The organism is Streptomyces curacoi (assembly GCF_001513975.1).
Lineage (GTDB): Bacteria > Actinomycetota > Actinomycetes > Streptomycetales > Streptomycetaceae > Streptomyces > Streptomyces curacoi.
Map to the genome: position 1 here is coordinate 47,670 of NZ_KQ947985.1, position 21,261 is coordinate 68,930.

General features: G+C 69.6%; 14 protein-coding genes, 1 tRNA gene and 1 pseudogene. 7 read left to right on the forward strand and 9 right to left on the reverse strand.

Annotated features, from left to right (window positions below; genetic code table 11):
- Window positions 1-129 precede the first annotated feature (129 nt).
- The 4 genes and pseudogenes from AQI70_RS05655 to AQI70_RS05670 all read left to right on the forward strand — a co-directional run bounded on the left by AQI70_RS05655 (window position 130) and on the right by AQI70_RS05670 (window position 7,679).
- Window positions 130-3,084 (forward strand): lantibiotic dehydratase, encoded by a 2,955-nt coding sequence (locus tag AQI70_RS05655; protein ID WP_062145165.1) that lies wholly within the window; start codon window positions 130-132, stop codon window positions 3,082-3,084.
- Window positions 3,081-4,355, forward strand: a complete 1,275-nt coding sequence (locus tag AQI70_RS05660; RefSeq protein WP_062146436.1) for a lanthionine synthetase C family protein — start codon at window positions 3,081-3,083, stop codon at window positions 4,353-4,355. The genes AQI70_RS05655 and AQI70_RS05660 overlap by 4 nt, the downstream gene beginning before the upstream one ends.
- A gap of 21 nt (window positions 4,356-4,376) precedes the next feature.
- Window positions 4,377-6,458, forward strand: a complete 2,082-nt coding sequence (gene fxlM / locus AQI70_RS05665; protein WP_062145168.1) for a methyltransferase, FxLD system — start codon at window positions 4,377-4,379, stop codon at window positions 6,456-6,458.
- 88 nt (window positions 6,459-6,546) lie between these two features.
- Window positions 6,547-7,679: pseudogene (locus AQI70_RS05670) on the forward strand (hypothetical protein).
- A 6-nt stretch (window positions 7,680-7,685) separates the two neighbouring features.
- On the opposite strand, the gene AQI70_RS05675 reads toward AQI70_RS05670, so the two are convergent.
- The 5 genes from AQI70_RS05675 to AQI70_RS05695 form a co-directional block, all read right to left on the reverse strand.
- Window positions 7,686-9,401, reverse strand: a complete 1,716-nt coding sequence (locus tag AQI70_RS05675; RefSeq protein ID WP_062145170.1) for a relaxase/mobilization nuclease domain-containing protein — start codon at window positions 9,399-9,401, stop codon at window positions 7,686-7,688.
- On the reverse strand, window positions 9,398-9,967 hold the full coding sequence (locus AQI70_RS05680) for a MobC family plasmid mobilization relaxosome protein (protein ID WP_062145172.1): 570 nt from the start codon (window positions 9,965-9,967) through the stop codon (window positions 9,398-9,400). The genes AQI70_RS05675 and AQI70_RS05680 overlap by 4 nt, the downstream gene beginning before the upstream one ends.
- A gap of 345 nt (window positions 9,968-10,312) precedes the next feature.
- Window positions 10,313-11,239, reverse strand: a complete 927-nt coding sequence (locus AQI70_RS05685) for a DUF2637 domain-containing protein (protein ID WP_062146438.1) — start codon at window positions 11,237-11,239, stop codon at window positions 10,313-10,315.
- A gap of 470 nt (window positions 11,240-11,709) precedes the next feature.
- Window positions 11,710-13,038: a DUF3631 domain-containing protein gene (locus AQI70_RS05690; RefSeq protein ID WP_062145174.1), complete on the reverse strand. Its 1,329-nt coding sequence runs from the start codon at window positions 13,036-13,038 to the stop codon at window positions 11,710-11,712.
- 233 nt (window positions 13,039-13,271) lie between these two features.
- The gene (locus tag AQI70_RS05695; RefSeq protein WP_062145181.1) at window positions 13,272-13,502 is read right to left on the reverse strand and encodes a hypothetical protein; all 231 of its coding nucleotides are present in this window, start codon (window positions 13,500-13,502) and stop codon (window positions 13,272-13,274) included.
- 94 nt (window positions 13,503-13,596) lie between these two features.
- On the opposite strand from AQI70_RS05695, the gene AQI70_RS05700 reads away from it, so the two are divergent.
- The 3 genes from AQI70_RS05700 to AQI70_RS05710 are packed head-to-tail and all read left to right on the forward strand — an operon-like array spanning window position 13,597 to window position 17,046.
- Window positions 13,597-14,283, forward strand: coding sequence for a helix-turn-helix domain-containing protein (locus AQI70_RS05700; RefSeq protein WP_062145183.1), 687 nt, complete (start codon window positions 13,597-13,599; stop codon window positions 14,281-14,283).
- Window positions 14,280-15,791: a site-specific integrase gene (locus AQI70_RS05705; protein WP_062145185.1), complete on the forward strand. Its 1,512-nt coding sequence runs from the start codon at window positions 14,280-14,282 to the stop codon at window positions 15,789-15,791. Before AQI70_RS05700 ends, AQI70_RS05705 begins: the two co-directional genes overlap by 4 nt.
- Window positions 15,792-15,834: 43 nt before the next feature.
- On the forward strand, window positions 15,835-17,046 hold the full coding sequence (locus AQI70_RS05710) for a hypothetical protein (protein WP_062145187.1): 1,212 nt from the start codon (window positions 15,835-15,837) through the stop codon (window positions 17,044-17,046).
- A 110-nt stretch (window positions 17,047-17,156) separates the two neighbouring features.
- On the opposite strand, the gene AQI70_RS38980 is transcribed toward AQI70_RS05710, so the two are convergent.
- From AQI70_RS38980 to AQI70_RS05725, 4 genes are all read right to left on the reverse strand, one after another.
- Window positions 17,157-17,792: a hypothetical protein gene (locus AQI70_RS38980; RefSeq protein ID WP_159042617.1), complete on the reverse strand. Its 636-nt coding sequence runs from the start codon at window positions 17,790-17,792 to the stop codon at window positions 17,157-17,159.
- A gap of 335 nt (window positions 17,793-18,127) precedes the next feature.
- Window positions 18,128-18,200: transfer RNA gene (locus tag AQI70_RS05720), tRNA-Lys, on the reverse strand.
- A 143-nt stretch (window positions 18,201-18,343) separates the two neighbouring features.
- Entirely contained in the window at window positions 18,344-18,505 is a 162-nt protein-coding gene (locus tag AQI70_RS38985; RefSeq protein ID WP_208607300.1) for a hypothetical protein, read from the reverse strand.
- Window positions 18,506-18,823: 318 nt separating this feature from the next.
- Window positions 18,824-20,989, reverse strand: a complete 2,166-nt coding sequence (locus tag AQI70_RS05725; RefSeq protein WP_062145191.1) for a DEAD/DEAH box helicase — start codon at window positions 20,987-20,989, stop codon at window positions 18,824-18,826.
- Window positions 20,990-21,261 lie beyond the last annotated feature (272 nt).

Here is a 21,261-nt window from a genome sequence, read left to right on the forward strand (position 1 = left end):
GTGGTTGCTCCGCCCGCAGCGTTCCGCACCGGTTCCACTGCTCTCGTGCGCGCCGTGGCCCGGCCCTCGCTGCCGTTTCCTCCATGTCCTGACCTCGATGACCGCTCACCCAGTGGTTCGTCTGCCCATGTGGCGTGGCTACGCGCGGTCTGGGCTGACACGGACGTCGCCGAGGCACTCCAGCACTCCAGCCCGGTCCTGGCCACGCAGGTAGGAGCCCTGTGCACGGCCGAGTACCCCGCCCTCCGGGATGTGCGGCGCGCGGTGCTGTCCGTGGCCCGCTACCTGCTGCGGACCCAGCACCGGGCGACACCCTTCGGCCTGTTCGCCGGCGTGGCCACCGCGGAGTTCGGCCCGCAGGCGCGGGCCGACTGGGGCGAGGAGCACGTGGCCGTCGGCCGCGCGGGAGCAGAGTGGCTGGCGGCCCTGGTCGCACGGTTGGAGTCGTGCCCGGACCTCCTCGAACGGCTGCCCGTCGTCATCAACAACACCGTGACATACCGGGGAGACCGGCTCATCGTGCCGTTCCAGCCCGACGTCCAGGACGACCGGACTCGCCCGGTCGAGGCGTCCCTGGCCCTGACCGGACCGGTGCACGCCGTCCTCGCTGCGACCCGACTGCCGATCCGGTTCGGCACCCTCGTGGACAAGCTCCAGGCGGAGTTCCCCGAGGCCGGTCCCGAGAAGGCGCGTCAACTGCTGGCAGAGTTGATCCGGCGGCGGGTGCTGATCACGGGCCTGCACGCTCCGAGCACTGAGACCGACGCCCTTGGGTATCTGCTCGGCCAACTCGACGCGATCGACGCTGGAACCCTTGCCCCGGTGGCGGAGACGGTGCGCGAGCTACGCGCGGTCCGGGCGGGCCTGGAGGAGTGTGCCACGCACGGAGGCCGGGACAGCGTCGCGGCGCGGATGCGAGACCTCGTCCCTGGTCTGCGTCGCCACCCCGTCGCGCTCGACCTCCGCCTGGACGCCCAGATCGTTCTACCGGAAGCGGTCGCCCGAGAGATCGAGCGCTCCGCTCTCATCCTGACCCACTTGAGTATCCGCCCGTACGGGACCGCCGCGTGGAACGCGTATCACCAGCGGTTCTACGAGCGGTACGGCATCGGCACGATGGTGCCGCTCGTGGAGGCCGTGGCGGACAGCGGCACCGGCTATCCCGACGGCTACCCAGGCGCTTCGGCCAGCGCACGCAGGCCCCGCGTCTCTGCTCGGGATGACGCCCTCGTACGGCTGGCTCAGGCCGCCGCGCTCGACGGCCGTGACGAAGTGATCCTCACGGACGAACAGATCGAGGCCCTGGATGCGGGTCCCGACGAGCCTCGGCTGCCGCCGCACTTGGAGATCGGGGTAAGGGTGCACGCGGCCAGCCTGGAGGAGTTGCAGCGCGGGCGGTTCCGGCTGGAGGTCGTGAGCGTCTCCCGTGGTGTCGGCGTCTCCACAGGCCGATTCCTCAGCGTGCTGGCCCCCGCCGACCGGGAGGCCCTGGTCGCAGAGCTTGCCGGCCTCCCGGCCGCAGACGGCAACACCGTGCCCGCGCAGCTCTCTTTCCCGCCCCTGCTCCCCGAGAGCGCCCACGTCACCCGCTCCCCACAGGTTCTACCCACCGTGATCAGCCTTCAGGAGCACCGCGCCCCGCAGGACACCGTCCTCACCCCGGAGGACTTGGCCGTAGGGTGTGATGGCCGCCGCATGTACCTCGCCGTCCCCGAGCGGGGCCACCGTGTTGAGGCCGTCGGGGTGCACGCGCTGAACCTGCGCACCCACACCCCGCCGCTGGTGCGGTTCCTCACTGAACTGTCCCGCGCCCAGTGCGCGCAGGTCACCGTCTTCGACTGGGGCGCCGCAGCGGCGATGCCGTTCCTTCCACGTCTGCGGTACGGCCGGACCGTGCTGGCCCCAGCGCGCTGGCGGCTGGAAGTGTCCGAACTGCCCGGCCATGCCCGCCCTCGGGCCGAGTGGGACGCCGCGCTCAGCGACTGGCGTGCCCGGCGGAGGCTGCCGCGCCGCGTCCATCTCGTCGAGGACGACCGGCGCCTCTTCCTCGACCTCGACGAGGCCGGCCACCGTGCGCTCCTGCGCAGACACCTCGACCATAGGCGCCTGGCCGTACTCGTCGAGGCCCCGGAACCGGAGGCGTATGGCTGGTGCGGCGGGCGAGCCCACGAGGTCGTGGTGCCCCTCAAAGCGACCAGGCCGTCGGCATGGCCGCCACTGCCCGCCCCCAGCCGCGCCCGTGCCCTGTCTGCGGCTCAGATGCAGACGCCTGCCGCTTCCTCGGTTGTTCTTGCCGCCCTGTACGGCGCCCCTCGCCGCCAAGACGTCTTGCTCTCACAGCACTTGCCCGGCCTCCTCGAACAACTCGGTAACCCGCCGTGGTGGTTCATCCGCTTCCGAGACCCGGACCAACACCTCCGCGTACGCATCGCCCTCCCCGACCCGGAAGCCTTCGCCGACACGGCCCGAACCGTGAGCGCTTGGGCCGACGAGCTACGAAGCATCGGCCTGCTGGCCGACCTGCGCTATCCCACCTCCTACCGCGAGATGGGCCGCTGGGGCTCCGGCACCGCATGGGAGGCGGCTGAGGAGGTGTTCCGGGCGGACTCGCGCGCCATCCTGGTCCAGCTTGCGCAGCCACAGCGCCCCGGACTGCGCACGCTGGTGGTGGCCCACACCGTCGCCATCGCCTCCGCGTTCCTCGGCAGCACCGCAGCCGGGATGCGGTGGCTGATTGACCACATCCCGCCGACAGCCCCCGCTCCCGTTCCGCGCCCGCAGTTCACCGACGCCGTACGACTCGCCGACCCGAGCGACGACTGGGCGGCGCTGCGCCAGGTCCCGGGCGGGGACGCCATTGTGTCGGGATGGGCAGACCGAGATGCGGCGCTCGCCGCGTACCGGCCGCACCTGCCCGGCCCGGACACCCAGGGCATCGCCGTCGACGACGTCCTGACCTCCCTGCTGCACGTTCACTTCGTGCGCCACGTCGCCGTGAACTTCCCGGAGGAAGAGGTGTGCCTCTACCTGGCGCGCGCCGCCGCCCTGGCCTGGACGGCCCGCACCCGTGGGAGGGCCTCGTGACCACCCACCCCGCGCTCGGCCTGGTCGACGCCATCGCCGCCCAGCTCGCCGACCCCGACACCGTGCCCCGCGGCTCCAGGGCGCTGTCCTCGGACCGGCAGCACCTTGCCTACGGCCCGCCCGGCATCGCGCTCCTGCACATCGAGCTGGCCGCGAACGGCCTCGGCCCGTGGCACCGCGCCCACGACTGGCTCGCCGCCGCCTCCCGGCAGCCGCTCACCAGCGGCCCAGCCAGTCACCCCTTCTACGGAGTACCCGCCTTCGCCCACGCCCTGACCTGTGCGGCCGACCACCTTCCCGGCTCCTACCAACGCGCCCTCGACGCGATGGACGCCCAGATCGCAGTCGACGTCGGACGCCGTCTCGATGCCGCACACCGCCGCATCGACGCCGGACGCCTGCCGCAGCTCGCCGAGTTCGACGCCATCCGGGGCCTCATCGGATACGGCGCCTACCTACTGCGCCGAAACCCCGGCAGCTCCACGATGCGCGCCGTTCTCGACTACTGCGTGCGCCTCACCGAACCGATCACCCACCACGGCGAGAGCCTGCCGGGCTGGTGGGCGGAGACCGGGCCCTCAGGCAGCCCGGACGACCGATTCCCCGGCGGTCACGCCAACACCGGTATGGCCCACGGCATCGGCGGCGTGCTTGCACTCCTGGCCCTCGCCGCTCGGAACCGCTCCGTCACCGATGGGCACCATGCAGCACTGCGCACCATCCTGGCCTGGCTGGACCGCTGGAAGGAGAAGACCAGCGGCGGACCGGTCTGGCCGTACTGGGTCACTCAGGGGGAGCTGCGCAGCGGGCGTCCCGGCTCGTCAGCCCCCAGGCGGCCCTCCTGGTGCTACGGCACCGCCGGCCTCGCCCGCGCCCAGCAACTTGCCGCGCTGGCCCTCGGCGATGCGAGCCGCCAGATCGCCGCGGAGAACGCGCTCGTGGCCGCCCTCACTGATCCCGAGCAGCTGAAGGCCACGACGGACAACGGCCTCTGCCACGGCTTCTCCGGCCTCGCCCACGCTGCCGCACGCACGGCCGACGACGCCCACCCCTCGACCGCTGGGAAACTCCGCGCCGCGATCCCGACCCTCCTGGCTGCGGTCATCCCACCGGGCACCGACCCCGAACTCATGGCCACGGCGCTCATCCAGGACGAGGAAGGCGGCCCCGGCCTACTCGACGGCGCCGCCGGCATAGCCCTGGCCCTCCTCGCGCCCAGCACCGCCGCACCACACCGGTCCGCCTGGGACGCATGCCTCCTCATCGCTTGATCCACCGACCGAAGGACCTCTATGCCTCCCGACCGCTGGCAGCAGCACAACATCACCTTCGTCGACCGCGAGATTGCCCAGCGCACCATCGCCGAACGCCTCGGCCCCACCCTGATCGAGGCGGAGGCCGACGGGCAGCTCACCGACTGGTGGTTCATGAACAAGCAGCCCTGGCCGCTGCGTTACCTCGCGGACAAGCCCTCACCAGCCATTGAGTCGCTCCTGAGCGATCTCGTCCGCGACAGCGTGGCCGTGTCGTGCCTGCCCTGCGTCTACGAGCCCGAGACCGACACGTTCGGCGGCCCGGAGGCCATGGACACAGCCCACGAACTGTTCCACAGCGACTCGCGCCACCTGCTCACCTACCAGCTGAGCCCGATGCATTTGGGACGTCGGGAGACCGCCGTCCTGCTGGCGAGCGTCATGATGCGCGGTGCTGGACTCGACTGGTTCGAGCAGGGCGATGTATGGGCGAAGGTCGCGGCCCTTCGCCCGGCCACCGCTCCACAACCACCTGAACGAACCGCCGAACTGACTCCGGCCATGCGGAAGCTCATGACCGCCGACGCCCACCGCCTCTGCCGCCCGGGTAGCCCACTCCACGCGCACGAGGAATGGGTGACCGCCTTCGAACGGGCCGGCGCCACGCTCGCTGACCTCGCAGCCCGCGGCGCCCTCACCCGCGGCCTGCGAGCCGTCATCGCCCACCACGTGATCTTCCACGCCAACCGCGCCGGTCTCCTCCGGGACGACCAGAGCGCCCTGTCCCACATCGCACGAGAGGTAGTCATGGGAACGAGTGACCACACCGAGTCGCCCACCGAGGCAACGGCCGAGATCGATAGCGTCAGCGCGGTGAACCCCGACACGATCGCCACCCCCACGGCGGACGCCGAGCGTCTCCGCAACGCCCTGGTCGACCAGCTCCGCGCGGACGGGCATGCCCGCACGCCCGCCGTCGAGACCGCGTTGCGGACCGTCCCCCGCCATGTGTTCGTGCCCGACGCGTCCCTCGAAGACGCCTACGCCAACGCACCGGTGCACATCAAATACGACACCCACGGCACATCGATCTCCTGCGCCTCCCAGCCGGGCGTCGTCGCCCTCATGCTGGATCAGCTCGACGCCCAGCCCGGGCAGCGCGTCCTCGAACTCGGCGCCGGCACTGGCTACAACGCCGGTCTGCTCGCCCACCTGGTCGGCGAGAGCGGACACGTGACCACCCTCGACGTCGACGACGACCTCGTGGAGGGCGCCCGCGCGCACCTCGCCGCCGCCGGGATCACCAACGCCGAGGCCGTGACCCGTGACGGAGCCCTCGGCTACGCCGAGGGAGCGCCGTACGACCGGATCATCGCCACCGTGGGCGCGCACGGCGTACCGCACGCCTGGCTGCAGCAGCTCGCCCCCGGCGGCCGGCTCCTTGTCCCCCAGCGCCTGAAGGGCACCGTCTCCCGTTCCATCGCCTACGAGCAGCGCGATGGCCGATGGGTGTCCCTCGGCAGCGAGATGAACACCTTCATGCCGCTTCGGAGGGGCATCGCCGACGACGACCGCCGAGTGATCCCGCTCAGCACGGACGGCACCGTACGACTCCAGGCCCCCGCCGGACTCAACATCGACGCCGACGCCCTCGCAGGTGTACTCGACCAGCCGCGCACCGAGGAGTGGACCGGCATGACGGTCCGCGCCATGGAATCGCCGGAGTGGATGGAACTGTTCCTCACCTGCTCCCTCTCCTCCGGCCTAATCCGGATGCTGTTCCCTCAGAGCGCCAAGGGCACTCTGCTCACCGAGGATCCCTACCCCTCGTCGACCGCCGTCGTCGACCAGGGCGCCGTCACCTACCTGGCGCGGCGGCTGTCGGAGAAGAGGACCCCCGAGGGCGGCAAGCTCTGGGAGTTCGGCGTCATCGGCCACGGTCCCGGCAGCGACGAACTGGCCGCGAAGGTCGCCGACGCCATCCGCACCTGGGACCGCGAATACCGCAGCCGTGAGGCCACGTTCGAAATCCAGCCCCTCGACGCCCCCAGCATCGAGCGGCGCCCCGGCCTCTTCGCTCTCGACACCCCGCTGAACCGCATTGTCGTCGACTGGCAGTGACGCCCCACGCGTAGCGGACGGTGCCCGTCGACACATGGCTGGCGGGCACCGCCGCCTCAGCATTCCTCACTCTCGACAAGGGGGATCCATGGACCCACACGGCTCCACAGCCCAGCGCTTCCCGCTCGTCGCCCGATTCCGACCCGCCTGCCTGCCCCTGCCTGAACGCGTACGCGCACTCGTCGACCTGGCCGACACCGCGGTGAAAGAGACTGACCAGGGGCTCGCATCAGCCGTCTACAACCAGGCCGCGCTCATCGCCTCCGACCTCGGCCTCCCCGACCTCGCCCGCGAGATGTGCCACCAGCACGCCGCCGCCTACCTTCACGCCTGCCCCCTGCCCGGCATGAGCGCGATCCGAGGACTGGAACCGGTCGTCAACCTCGCTCGCCTCCAGATCCGCGCCGGTCACGCCGATGAGGGTCGGCAGCGACTCCTCAACCTGTACAAGGCCGTCGAGGCGGGCGCAGCCGCCCGGTTCGAGCGCGTCACCGTACCCGCGAGCCTCACTGCGACCGGCGAAGACCGCCAGGAGGTTCGCGCGTGGCTGTGGCGCGTCCTCCTCGCAGACGGCACGCGCACCCTCACCACCGAGGGGCAATGGGCCGAAGCGCTGGCGCACATCGAAGCCCACCATGGCATCGGAAAGCGGATGCTCGACGGTCGGCAGGTCGCCGTCCTCGCCGCTCTCGTTGCGGGTGACACCGCGTGGGCCGCTGCCCTCCTTGCCGACACGATGCCCGGCGGCCCATGGGAACAAGCCGTCACGACATGCCTGACCGTCCTATGCCGCCGCGACGCCGGGCAGCCGATCGACGGGCACCTGGCGGACCTGGTGACGGTCTACTCCCGACGGAAGACCGAACCCGGGTGATCGTATTCGACACCCGGCTCGGACTTACGGCCCTCGACGCGATCGGTTCCGCCGAGGCGCTCGCCGCGCACCGCATCGTCGAGGACCTCCACCGCAGGACGACAGACGCCGAAGACGGCTATGCGGCTCGCGAGAGCTTGGCTCATCCTCTGTTCACCGAGACCGCCACGGACCGGCAAGGGCAGGACTGTCGCGCGCTGGTACGCGCCTGCGCCCTTGGCTCAGGGACCCTCCCGAACGAGCTGCGAGGAGAACTGACGGCGGCTCTGCGCGCCAGCGACCGCGTGATCCGGGAAAGCCTCGCACGTCCCTCCGATCCCGGAGGAACGCAACTCCTGCGGCTCTGACGGTGTCTAACGGCGCCATCGGTGCTGCTGCTCGGCAGGCGTCGTCGCCGCCGACGGAAGCTGACCGTTATGGATCTGCTGGACGCGGACCGAGGGTGTGATGGTCGAGCGTCGGCGGGCAGCTTCAGCGCGGCGGTTCGGGGCCGGGTTCCGGCCGGTGTGCTGAATACGGGTGATCAGCACTCGGGCCGGTTGGCGGGCGCTGGTCAACTCGCGCTGGACAGCGGCCTCCTTGAGGAGCTGGTGGGGTTGATGGCCACGGGCTTCGGCGTCGGCAAGGACGGTGGCGAGCGCGGGCCAGGCCGGGTCGGCGAGGATGCGCTCGGCGTGGTCGGGGACGGCTGCTCGTACGTCGTTCGCGAAAACGCGGCGCGTTTGCTCCCTGGGCGGTCGGGCTGTGAGTTCGGCGAGAGTCGGAGCAAGGGCACGGTCGGCGGCCGTCTGGAGGTGCTGGACGGCCTGGCCGGCGGCGTCAGCCTGGTGGGCGTGGTGCTTCGCTTCGTGCCAGCGCCTGGCGACGATGGTGGCCCAGACGAGGGCTGCGACCATGGCTGCCAGTGCGCTGCCGTCGGGGCCGGTGGCGGTGTGGACGATGTCGCGGGCCGCGCTGCGCAGGGCGTGGGCGGCGCGGTCTTCGGCTCGGATCTGGGAGCGCTGGGCTCGGGCGAACGCCTTGGCGGCGGCCTGGAGTTCGGTGCGCAGGTTGGCGGGTACCTTCTGGGCGGTAGCTTCGAGCAGTTCACCGAGGGCGGTGATGTGGGCCTGGGCGTGTGTGTCGGCGGCGAGGTCGCTGTGGAGGGTGTCAAGGGCGTCGGTCGCTTGGCGCCAGGGGGTGCTGGGGTGGTTGCGGCGGGCGGTGGGGTGTTCTTCGGGGCGGCTGGATTCGAGACGGGCCTTGATCTTGGGCAGGGAGAGGTCGGGGGAGATCTTGCTTCCGGGGTGGTAGATCTGCTCGCCGGCCTCGTTGACGTCGCCAGGTCGGCCGGCGGCGTAGCCGAGGAGGTCGCCTGACGGGCCGCGCCGGACCTGGACCTCGACGCCGCTGGCTTCGAGGTAGGCGATGAATTCCCCGGCGTTGGTCACGTGCGGGATGGCGGCGCGGATGCGGGCCTGGAGCCACTCAGGGCTGGGCTGTTCCCAGCCGAGGCGTTCGGCCTTGTGCATCTCGGCCTGGGTGGGGCGGCGGGTGCCGGTGCGGTCGCCCTTCTTTAGGCGGCGCAGCCCGTAGTCCTTCTCGGCCTCGCGGCAGGCGTCGCCGACGCGGATGCCGCTGTCGTGGAGCTTGGGGCGGCGTCCGTCTTCGCGGACGGTGGTGGCCAGGATGTGGATGTGGTCGTCGGCGTGGCGTACGGCGATCCAGCGGCAGGCCAGGTCGTCACCGGCCGGAGCGATGCCGGCCGCCTGGACGATGCGCTGGGCGATGTCGCCCCACTCGGTGTCGGAGAGATAGCGGTCCTCGGGGGCGGCGCGCACAGGGCAGTGCCAGACGTGGTCGGTGACCTTCCCGCCGAACTCGCTGTTGCGCAGCCGCACGGGCTGGTCGAGGTAGCGGGCGAGTTCGGTGAGGGTGGCGTTCTCGTCTCGGCCGGGGTCGGGCATGCCGAGCATCGCGAATCCCGCGACGATGTGCGGGTCGAGGTGCTCGTCGTGGTCGCCGGGGCCGTAGAGGTAGGCGAGCAGGCCGCGGGTGTTGGACCCGGCCGGTTTGATGGCGGCGATCACGCGGCTGACTCCGTCCCCGGATCGGTGGGCTGGCACAGAGCTTCGGCGATCAGCTCCAGCAGGTCGTGGAGTTCGGTCAGGCGCTGGCGGATGTCGGGTGGGGTGCGGTCGCTGTTGAGAGCGCGGGCGATCTGGTTGACGTTCACCCCGATCCGGTTGAGCTGGCGCAGCACCTGGGCTCGGAAGATGTGCGTGCGACGGCGGTCCTCCGACAGGGGCAGGTTGGCAGTGAACCGGCCGGTGATGAAGGCGAGGACGATGTCGGCGGCGAACCCGGAGTCGCCCTTGTAGCCGTGCTCGGCGGCGGCCTCCTGGAGCTGGGTGTGCTCGTCGCCGGTGAAGCGCAAGGGGCCGACGCGGACGACGCGTTTGGTGCCGGTGAAGCGGCGGATCGTGGGCTGGACGCTCTTCACGACGGGCTCACCGCCAACGCTCTCGGCGGTGTCGGTGGCGCGTACGGGGCGCAGGGTCTCGCGCTGGACGGTGTGGAGCGTGTCCTCGTCGGGGCCGCCCTCGGCCCCGACGTGCTGGCCTGGCGCTCCCTGGCGCTGGGCCATCTCCGCCACCCCCGGGGCGGAGATCCCCGATGCCCGGCCGTGAGTCGGACTCGGGGTACTACTGGCTCCGCCAGGGGCAGGTCGTCCGAACGCGCGGCGCCAACGGTCCAGCAGCGTAGGGGGCTTCGTCAGCGGGAGCGGCTCGTCGGGGGTGTTCTCGGGGTGGGGCGGGTCGTGCGTCATGGACGGTTCTCCGGAGAAAGGGTGGGAGGGCGTGCGGGTCACCGCGGAGATCAGATGGAGTTCGGGCGGCTGCCGCCTCGTCCACAGGTGTGGACGCTCGCGCGCTGCGCGGGGCGGTGGCCGGCGGGCCGGGTGACCGGAAGGGTTCCGGTCACCCGGCAGCGGTTGCGGTCAGCCGCCGTCCCGATCGGTCTCGGCTGGGGCTTCGAGTTCGGCCCGGAGGATGTCCATCACCTCGGTCAGCCGCTTGCTGCCGATCGTCAGCCCTTTGGCCTCAACCGCCGTTCGGACGACGACCCGGGTGAGCTTGCCCTGCTCAGCGGCCGCAGCCCGGCCGATCTCCACGAGTACCTCAAGCGGGGCGCCGGGCGGACGGCCACCGCGCGGCTTGCCCTCCGCAGCCTGGGAAGGCGATTCCGGCGACTGGCCGGATACAGCGATCGGCAGCCCAGTGATCCGACCGGGCTGAACCACTAGGTCGGCAGGCCGAACGCCCTCGGCCGGAGCCTCGGCAGACGGGCCAACCGCGGTGGCCGGCGCCTTGGCGGGGTGGACGGATGTGGTGGCCGGTAGTTGCGGCACGTGCGCTGAATCGGGGTCCGGATGGCCGGCAGCAGGCTGTGTGACGAGTTCGTGGATCTGCCGCATCAACACGCCGAAGGCCACCATCGCGGCGGCCGGGGGAACCGCGGCGACCACGTAGTCGAGCAACGGCACGCTACCGATGTCGCGAGTGCCGGTCACCCCGGCCACGTTGAGCCCGATGGAGCCGACTGAACCGATGGCGGTGACGCCGATGGCCCATTTGTCCTTGACGCGGCGCAGGCCCGCACGGAGCATGAGCAGCTCGCCCGCGACGATGAACGCGTCCAGCGTCGCGGGCCACGCCCATCGGCGGGTCGGCGAGTCACGGAGTCCATGCTGGGCGGCGACGTCCGCCAGGTGCGCATACGAGAGCCAGAACGCACCCGCGGTCAGGGCCACGATGACGACGCCGGCCATACGGAGCACGTACTGCTCCACGGTGAGCTTCGTCTTCGCCGGCTGCTCCAGGCCGGGCTGGTCGCCCCGCAGCGGGCGTTGTCGGTGACGGGACACGAGAGGGATCCTCAAGCGGGGTTCTCCTGGGGTAGTAGTGGGGTGCGTCTTTGCCGTCTTGACCGTTGCAGGCACAGGTCAGAGCAGGTACGGCAACCGCCTCTGCCATCCGTCCTGGCGGGTGCCGCCGACGCCGTGTTCCGAGCCGGAACACGACATCGGGGCGTCCTGGCGGGCCTGACCCGGGGTGGACCGTGTCCCGATTCGGGACAGAGGCGTTGCGTCTTCCGTCCCGGAGGGCAGAGCTGTGACCTGCGGCGATACGGCAGGACGGCGCGGGACGGCGCAAGACGGATGCGGGCAGCGTCTTGACGGCAGGCTGCGATTACGGATCGCTGTGCCGTCTTAGCCTCGGTTCCCGTCTTGGCTGCATGCCGTTTGACCTGCGAGATCACGGCAGGGACGGCAAGTACGGCAACAAGAGGAGCAGGGGTTCAGCCTGCGTCGAGACCGCCGGGCGGGGCGTTCACTCAGTGAACGGCAGGTGGTTCACCAGGCGGAGCCGCCTGAGTGTCCACCGGGTGGACGGTGGGGCAGTACCGGCGCCAGGCATCGAGGAACTTGTTGCGCATGTAGCCCTTGCGCTGGGTCCGGTCGGCCATGCGCACGTTGCCGGATTTGATCTCGTACGTGCGCAGCATCCTGCTCAGCTCACGCGCGGCCAGTCCGCCGCGTCCCCACTCCGCCCACGGAGCCTCGGGGTCCTGGCGCAGGTGGTGGAGGAGTTCCTCGGTGGACAGGCTGTCCACCTCGCGCTGGGAGTAGAAGACCCGGCGGATGTCGGCGAGGATCCGCGCACCACTGGGGTGGTCCTCCTCGGCCGCCTCTTCGGCGGCGACCATCCGCACACAGGCGACCCGCGCCAGCCGGGGCCAACGTCCACCGGCCAGGTCGGCGACGATGACCAGAGGCTCCCAGGTGTCGGCGGCGCGGTCCTCGACCGGCATGTCCGGCTCCAGGTTCGCGGCCTCGTCCAGCAGCGGCCTGGCCCACGCGGCGATGCGGTCGCGCAGATCATGCAGGGCCGGGATGTCGCGACGGGAGCGGAAGGGCTTGACCTTCTCGCCCTCGGCCCTCCGCCGCATGCGGATCACGATGGCCCGGTCCATCACCGTGTCGGGCAGGTCACCGATCCCCGCAATGGCCGCCATGGCGAAGGTAGCGAAGCGGTGCGGGGTGTGGTCGTTGCCGACGACCCGGGTGACGTACCGGTTGCGTTGGTGGCCGGCGTTGAGCAGGCCACGCATCTCCTCATTCTTCTCGGCCATCTTCGGGGTGCCGAAGATGGTGTCGGCCTCGTCCACCAGGAGTGTGGGCGGGTTCTCCTCGGTGATCGACCGGAAGATGGCCGCCGGTGTGGTGTTGATGGTGAGCATCGGTTCGTGGACCGTCTCGGTCAGCACATCCAGCAGCCGCGACTTGCCGCACCGCTTCGCCGGCCCCACCACCGCCAGGCGTGGGGCGTGCTGCCAGGCAGGCTGCAAGTGCGTCGCCGCCACCCACAAGGTGATCGCGTCCAGGGCTTCCTGCGAGGGCGGGATCACGAACTGGGCGATCTGCGCACGCAGTTCATCCAGCAGCTTCGAGCCGTGGGTCGGCTCCGCATCGGGTATCGCATCCGGGCCGCTCGGCGTCTCCGCCTCGTCGGCGCTACGGGCGTCCGCATCGCCGCTGAGGTCCGGATCGGCGTCGTCAGCCTGCGTGGCACGCAGGTGGGCGCCGGGCCGGCCGGGGACGGCGGTTGCGGGCCAGGTTGCCTTGGCGGGGGCGGAATAGGACTCGGGGTTCTCGGGTTGCACTCGGCAGCTCCTCGTCTGGCGGTGGCGGGCTCGCACGCCCTTGCCGCCGGGTTGGTTCTTCCAGGGCCGTTCGGGGGTGCTCGGGCCTCCGGCGTTGCACCGCCGGAGGCCCACCCCTTTCTCGCGGGCGCCAGGCCATCGCGAGGGAACACGGACCGTACGTCCACACCCGGCAGCAGTCCAGCGTTTCTGTGTCAGCTCAGCGCAGAACGGGCTGCTATGACTCCCCGCTCTCACGCGGCCAGGCCCGGCAGAGCCAGCAGGTCGGCGGTCACCACCCGGTAGGCGTTGCCCAGCCGCAGCACCTTGCACGGGTACTGGCCGCGCTTCGCCAGCTCGTACCCCTTGCTCCGCCCGAGCCCCAGCGCCCGATTACCCGTCTCCAGGTCAACGGCGGCGGGAAGCTCCAGCAGCTCCTCTCGACTCATGCCCTTCACTCGGCCGGCGAGTTCGTTCTCGCGCATACGCGCTCCATCCATGACTGAGCCCTCGGCGAACACGGCAATCGCGCTCGTCTCCAAGCCATGGAATCAACGTTAGGGAAGTTAATGTGTCCTCATGACACAACACGGTTGGGATGCTGGAGGGGACGAGGACGACGTCCCGGAGTGGGTGGACCAGGTGATGGCAACCGTGGCCGCCGAAGTCCGCAGACGAAGGAAGGAGCTAGGGATGAGCGCCCAGGACCTGGCGGACCGCTGTGAGGAGATCGGGCACCCGATCCCGCGCAACGTGATCGCCAACATGGAATCCGGCCGCCGAGCCAACCTGCCCCTGGTCGACGTCATCGTCCTCGCCGAAGCCCTGCGGACCTACCCGATCTGCCTGCTCTACCCCGTCGGCTACGTCGACCGAGTCCAGCGCCTTCCCCTTCAGCACTCCGAACCGGCCTGGGATGCCATGCGCTGGTTCACCGGTGACAGCGAGGACTTCGGCTTGGAAGACGACATGCTCCGTTCCTTCCGTGCCCACGTCCGCCACCAGCGCGCCGCCCTGGCCGCCCTGAAGGGCGAGAAGCACGAGCGCTGGAAGGCCGAGACGGCACCCAACCGGGCAGAACGCGAGGAAGCCGTACTCGCCCAAGCCGACTACGCAGAAAGGGCGTTGGAAGCCAAGTATCGGCTCCGCAGTGCCCGCGCCTTCATCCGCGAAGACGGCGGCACCCCACCGCACCTGCCACCGGAACTCGCCGACGTCGACCCACCCGAGACCGACCCCAGTACCACCGAGGAGAACGATCTTTGAAGGGTTCCACCCACCGCCGCTGCTGCTGCCGCGACCCCCACACCGGCAAGCCGCTCGGCAAGAAGTGCCCCAAGCTCTCCAGCCGCAAGCACGGCTCGTACTCCATACGCCAGGAACTCCCGCCCCGCGAAGACGGCACCCGCCGTTCCTTCAGCCGCGCCGGCTACGAGTCCCTCAAGGACGCGCAGGCCGACCTCGACCACGTCCGCTCCCTGCTCGCCCTGGCGGAGAAGGACGACCCCGACAGTCTTCAGCGCCTCGTCGACATGCTGGAGGAGGTCGCGGTCGAGAAGGCTCCACTCCCGGCCATCGAGGAGACCCGACGCCGCCTAAGGGCGGGCCTGGCCCTCCGTGGCAGCCTCACCGTCGGTGAGTGGCTCGACCAGTGGTTCGCCGCGAAGAAGCGCCGCAAGACCACGCTCAACGGTTACGCCTCCCACATCCGCGTCCATCTGAAGCCGCGCATCGGCCACGTACGCCTCGACCGCCTCAACGTCGGCCACTTGGTGGAGATGTTCGACGGGATCGCCGACGACAACGAGGTCATCGCGGCCGAGAACGAGGCCCGCCGCGAGCAGATCGCCCGCTGCAAGCCGAGTAAGCCCGGCCGCCCCGTAGGAGCTGAGCAGAAGCTGCTCGCGATCGAGCGGGCCAAGCTGGCGGAGATGAAGCCGTTCCGGAAGATCACCGGCCCGGCATCCCGTCAGGCGATACGCCGAACCTTGCGCGCGGCCCTGAACTCCGCGATCGCCCAGCAGCTCATTACCTTCAACCCGGCGTCCCATGTCGAGTTGGAGTCCGGCAAGCGCCCGAAGCCACTTCTCTGGACCGATGAGCGAGTCCGACGCTGGCGCGCGACGGGCGAGATCCCCGGCCCGGTGATGGTGTGGACCCCGCAGCAGTTCGGCGCCTTCCTCGACGCAGCCGAGGGCGACCGCCTGTACGCGATCTTCCACCTCATGGGTACCCGCGGCCTCCGTCGCGGCGAGGCGGTCGGCCAGGACTGGCACGAGATCGACCTCGACGCCGGCCTCATCACGCCTGCCAAGGAGATCGTGGTGGATGGCTGGGATCCCTACGAATCCGAGCCCAAGACGGACGGCAGCGCCAACACGATCGCGCTCGACAGCACGACCATCATGGAGTTGCGCGATCACAAAGTCCGCCAGGAGAAGGAGCGCGCGCAGTGGGGCGACGCCTGGCAGGACACGGGCAAGGTCTTCACCAAGGAGGACGGCTCCTGGCTCCACCCGGAGACCGTCTCCGAGACTTTCCGCCGCATCCTTGCCACGACCGACCTGCCGCCCATCACCCTGCGGGACCTACGCCACGTCGCCGCGACGCTCACGCACGGAGGTGGCGGCGACATCCACGCGGTAAAGGAAACCCTGCGGCACTCCACCATCGCGCTGACCTCGGACACGTACACGAGCCTGCTCCCCGAGTTGGACCGGGAGATCGCCGAAGCGGCGGCACGTCTCATACCTCGTGCTCGTCAGCCTCGGTGAAAATGCCAGCACGTCACGCCTCGACCGACCGCATGATGTTCACATGAAGGATGAAGGTGCCGAGCGAGTCGTGCTGTTCACGCTGGATCGGGTAACCGAGTGCCTCGTTCTTACGAGATCTGATCGTAAAGAAGCGCGAATCCCGCTGCAGCATCCTCCGTTTGAGGACAGCAGCGCGCTCGCCAGGCTGCACCTTGCAGCAGAGACCCTTGATGCTGTGGTGGCTGAAACGCTCCGCGGAGACTCGATCTACTTCGAGCTTCCTACAGCAACCCGTGTTGAACCGCTCGATGGTCGCCTCATCGTGTACCTCGACCAAAACAAGTGGAGCGAGATCAGTAACGCTCTGCACTCACCGGAAAAGGTCAGCTCCGAGAACCGTCGGGCATCTGCACAGCTACTCCAATGGGTGCAGGACAGGCTCATCGTGTTGCCGGCATCCGCCGGCCATTACGCCGAGACAGGCAAGAGGTTCAGCACCGAGAAGCGCTACGACCTCGCCCTGACCATCCTGCAGCACAGTCGTGGCTGGCAGATGCGAGATCCGCTCCAGGTCAGGCGCGAAGAGATTCAAGATGCTCTGTCCCGGCACACTGACGCCGAAAGTACACGTCAGGCACCCAACGTATTCACCCTCACCCCCGACTCTCTGTACGGCGCAGCACGTGGTTACACGGCCTACGCAGCTCCAGACCGAATGCCTCCGGATCTCACTCTGGCGATGGAGGCGTTCATGAATGCCGCAGTCTCCATCGACACCATGCTGGACAGCGCGCGTGTGGAGCCAGGTCCCGACACTGGTTGGGCAGCCAAGAACCAACACTTCAGCGACTGGCTGGATGGGGAGTCCCGGGATTCACAGCAGAAGAGGAAGACGATCGACGCGTTCCTGTTCGCTGACATCGGCGGTGAGCTGGCCGAGGCCGCGGCTCTGGCAGGAATGCCGGTTACCCAATTCCGCTCATGGGCAGAGAAAAGGGTCATGAGCGACATTCGTGCCCTTCCGTCACTCGGCCTCTTTCGCGAGCTGTTTTATGGCAGGCACATCAACAAGGGCACCAGGTGGCGCCCGAACGACTGCACCGACATGGTGTACCTGTCGTGTGCCGCCGGGTACGCCGACTTCGTCGTCTGCGAGCGGCACATGCGCGAACATCTGGCACACGGCCTGAGACGCGTAGCAAGCTCCACGCAGGTGTTCCGCCACCTCCACGAAGCGGCTGACGCCATCGCAGACCAGCTCGCCCAGTCATGATCGCCTCCTTGTGGCAACGACGCTCGGTATGCCTCCACGCCCTCCCACCTCTCCCGCTCGGCGCACCCGCAGTGTGACGGGCCGCAGCGACTTGAATCAGAAGGCGGCCTCTACGGGGCGATGGGGCGGGAAAGCTGTCGTACGACCAGGTTCTCGATAGCGTCGATGACTGCACGAGTGTCAAGCCTGCCGAGTAGATCAAGGTCGGCAAGCGGACCGCTGCCAGTCACGGTGAGCACTGCCTCGTCATTGACACGAAGGCTCCCGCTGATCGAGTCACCGGAATACCCGGGCAGGCGCACAGTGAACGTTGCCTGGGTGAGGTGCGCCAAGGGAGGACCGAAGTTCGGGTCGATCTTCTCGCACTCGCGGTCTGACACAGCCGATTCGTCGTCTTCACGCCGGTCAATGCGCTGGCTCAGGGTCAAGCGGGCTGCAGCCGCAGCTCTGCTGGCACACAGTTCGACAGAACGCAGTGCTTCCACCGCTCGCTCACTGCAATCGTCATGTCCTCCGGTCTTGCCCAGCTGCCACACCGCCCTGATCAGGTCCCCAAGAACAGGCAGGGTGGGGTGGGTGCGTTCATCATCGAGCAGACCGTGGCCAGGCAGAGCCTGATCTTCGATGGCGGCAAGGTGAAGGTAGGTGCCGTCAGTCCACCAGTCCGGACGGATCTTTGAGGCAGGATCGATGGCGCTCAAGGGATTCCCCACTCGAAGCATGGTCGTCGCCTGGGTGAACGCCACCGCTCCGCTGAGGATGCGTTCACTGGCCCACACGGAGCAGCTGATCGTGGAAAAGGTGCCGTGACACGGCACGATCGCGCCGTGTCTGGACGCGTACACGACCGCGCCCTGAGCTGGCCGCGAAATCGCCGAGAAGGCAGCGAAGCTGATCCCCCGGTCGCGCCCGACAGTTGCCGAACCGTCCGCCCAAACCGCAGCCGATCCGCAGGCCACAGGCACATCCGCTCACGCATCGCTCACGCACGACCCCGAAAACGAAGCAGCGCCCGACCCGACCGTAGCCGACTCGGACGCTGCATTGCAGGTCAGAGGGGGTAACCCCCGCCTACCACCGGTAGGCCCTGTGGGACTCGAACCCACAACCAATGGATTAAAAGTCCACTGCTCTGCCAATTGAGCTAAGGGCCCAGGCGATGTTGCCACCCCGAGCATAGCCGGACACGGCCGCGTCTCCGATCGGGTATCGGTGTCACGGCCGCGTCGGCGGTGGCGTGCGGCGCTCGAACGAGCCCTCGCGCGCCGCAGCACTACGGATCCACCGGGCCGAAGCGCTACGGATCCACCGTCTCCCAGGTGACCGGCGAGACCTGCGGCAGCATGAACAGCACGTACGCGTTCCAGCCGGCGACCAGCTTCGTGTACGCCATCGAAGGCGTCGGCGCCGGCCCGCACTTGACCTTGTAGCCGCGCAGCGAGCCGTCGCCCATCCGCACCAGCACGTCATCGCAGCGGTCGAGGTCAGCGTGCCCGAGGAGTTGAGGGTGAGCAGGTCACCGTTGCCGTCGGGCAGCCCATCCGCCCCCCGTGGTCATGGCGGGCGGGGCTGCCGTGCAGCAGCTTCACCGAGCCGCGCACCTCCCGAGGGCCGCCGACACTCAGCTCACCGCGCGCCGCACCACCTGCCGTAGACCCGGCCCCGGCCGTGCACCCCCTCAAGAGTGGGCTGATCCTACGGCTCCCCGCGCACCCGCCACACAGCAGAGCGCCGTGGCCCGGACAGGACCACGGCGCTCGCCGACACTCACTCAGGATCAGCCGTTGCGCTTCCAGCGCGGCTTGTCCTCGCGGCGCCCGAAGGAGCCGCCACCACGGTGGTCGTCACGACGCCCGTACGGGCGCTCGTGGCCGCCGGAACGGAAGCCGGGCCGGTCGTCACGGCGGTCGCGGTTGAAGGGACGGTCGCTGCCACGGTGACCGCCGCGCTCGTCCCGACGCTCGAAGGAACGCCCACCACGGTCATCCCGACGCTCAAACGAACGCCCACCACGGTCATCCCGACGCTCGAACGAACGCCCACCACGGTCATCCCGACGCTCGAACGAACGCCCACCACGGTCATCCCGACGCTCAAAGGAACGGCCACCGCGGTCATCCCGGCGCTCGAACGAACGCCCGCCACGGTCATCGCGCCGCTCGAAGGAACGGCCACCACGGTCGTCCCGACGGAACCCACCACGGTCACCGCGGTCGCCACGCTCCCCGCGGTCGTCCCGACGCTCGAACCCGCGCTCGCGGTCACGGTCCCGGTTGAACCCACCACGGTCGTCGCGACGCTCGAAGCCACGCCCACCACGGTCACGGTCGAACGAACGCTCGCGGTCGCGGTCCCGGTTGAACCCGCCACGCTCGCCCCGCTCGCCCCGCTCGTCCCGCCGCTCCCGACGCTCGTACGACGCCGAAGCCTCCGCACGGTCGTCACGGACCCGCTCGGCCCGGTCCACGTCCTGCGCCGCCGGCTGCTCGGGCACCGCCACCTCGACGGCCTCCGCCTGCGCCTCGGCCACCGCGGCCTCGGGGTCCTCGCCGCGCTCGCGGGCCACACGGGCCACCAGCCGGTCGGCCTCCTCGCGAAGCTCGGCGGCACGCCGCTGCGCCCGCTCCAGCTGCTTGGTGAGCTGAGCCACCTCACGCTCGGCCTGCTGGGCGGCGTTGCCCGCGGACTCCGCCTGCACCTCGGTCATCGAACGGGCGCCGGTGATCTCGGCGACCTCCGGATCGAAGGCGGCCCCGCCCTGGATGATGTGGCGCGAGGCGTCGACGCCCGCGTCCTCCATCAGCCGGAAGATCTGACGCCGCTGGTGCGGCAGCGACAGCGACACGACCGTGCCCGTACGCCCCGCACGCGCCGTACGGCCCGCCCGGTGCAGGTAGTCCTTGTGGTCACCGGCAGGGTCGACGTTCAACACGAGGTCGATGCCGTCGACGTGAATACCCCGCGCCGCCACATCGGTCGCGACGAGCACATTGACGTACCCGTCCTTGAAGTCGGCCAGCGTCCGCGTCCGCGCGCCCTGCGTCATACCGCCGTGCAGCGCGTCCGCCTTCACACCGGCGTCACGCAGCTGCTCCGCGACCCGGTCGGCACCCAGCTGGGTCCGCACGAAGATGATCGTCCGTCCCTTGCGGGAGGCGATCGCGGCCGTGACCGGCGCCTTGTCCTTCGGCTTCACGATCAGGATGTGGTGCGACATGGTCGTCACCGCGCCCTGCGCCGCGTCGACCTCGTGCAGAACCGGGTCCTTCAGGTACCGGTCGACGAGAGTCTTGATCTCGTTCTCCATGGTCGCGGAGAACAGCATCCGCTGGCCGCCCGGCGGAACCTGGTCCAGCAGCTCGGTGACCTCGGGCAGGAAGCCCAGGTCGGACATCTGGTCGGCCTCGTCGAGCACCGCGACCTCGACGTCCTCCAGGGAGCAGGCGCCACGGTTGATGATGTCGCGGAGACGGCCGGGGGTGGCCACGAGCACATCCACGCCGCGCTCCAGGGCGTAGATCTGGTTCCCCATGGACGTACCGCCGCAGACGACCTTCATCTTCAGGCCGAGCTGGTCGCCGTACGGCTGGAGCGCGTCCGCGACCTGCATCGCGAGCTCACGGGTCGGGGTGAGGATGACCGCACGCGGCCGGTGCTTCTCGGTACGGCCGCCGGACAGACGAGCCAGCGTCGGCAGACCGAACGACAGCGTCTTGCCGGAGCCGGTACGGCCACGGCCCAGGATGTCCTTGCCCGCCAGCGCGTCCGGGATGGTCGCGGCCTGGATCGGGAAGGGGACCGTCACGCCGTTCTGCGCGAGCTTGCGCACGACACCCTCGGGGAGACCGAGGTCCCCGAAGGTGGCCTCGGGAGCGGCGTCCTCGACGGCCGCGTTCTCCGCGTCCTCGGGCACGACGACGTGATCAGTACTGGAAATGGACATGCGTATGCGAAACCTTCCGGAGTCTCGTCGGCACGCGCCCGTCAACTCCGTGATTCGCAATACGACCGCCTCAATGCGGTCAGCCACGGCAAGGGAGAGTACGCGCCACACGGCGCGCTCTGCAGTGGCGCCGGGCAAATGGGATCAAACGATCTACCACCATACGCACCCCCAGCCCCCCAACGCAAACCGACCGCCACCCCTGTAGGCAACGTCACTTGCACCAGCACGCCAACCCCACCCAGCAGGCGCCCCCGATCACCACCCCCCGA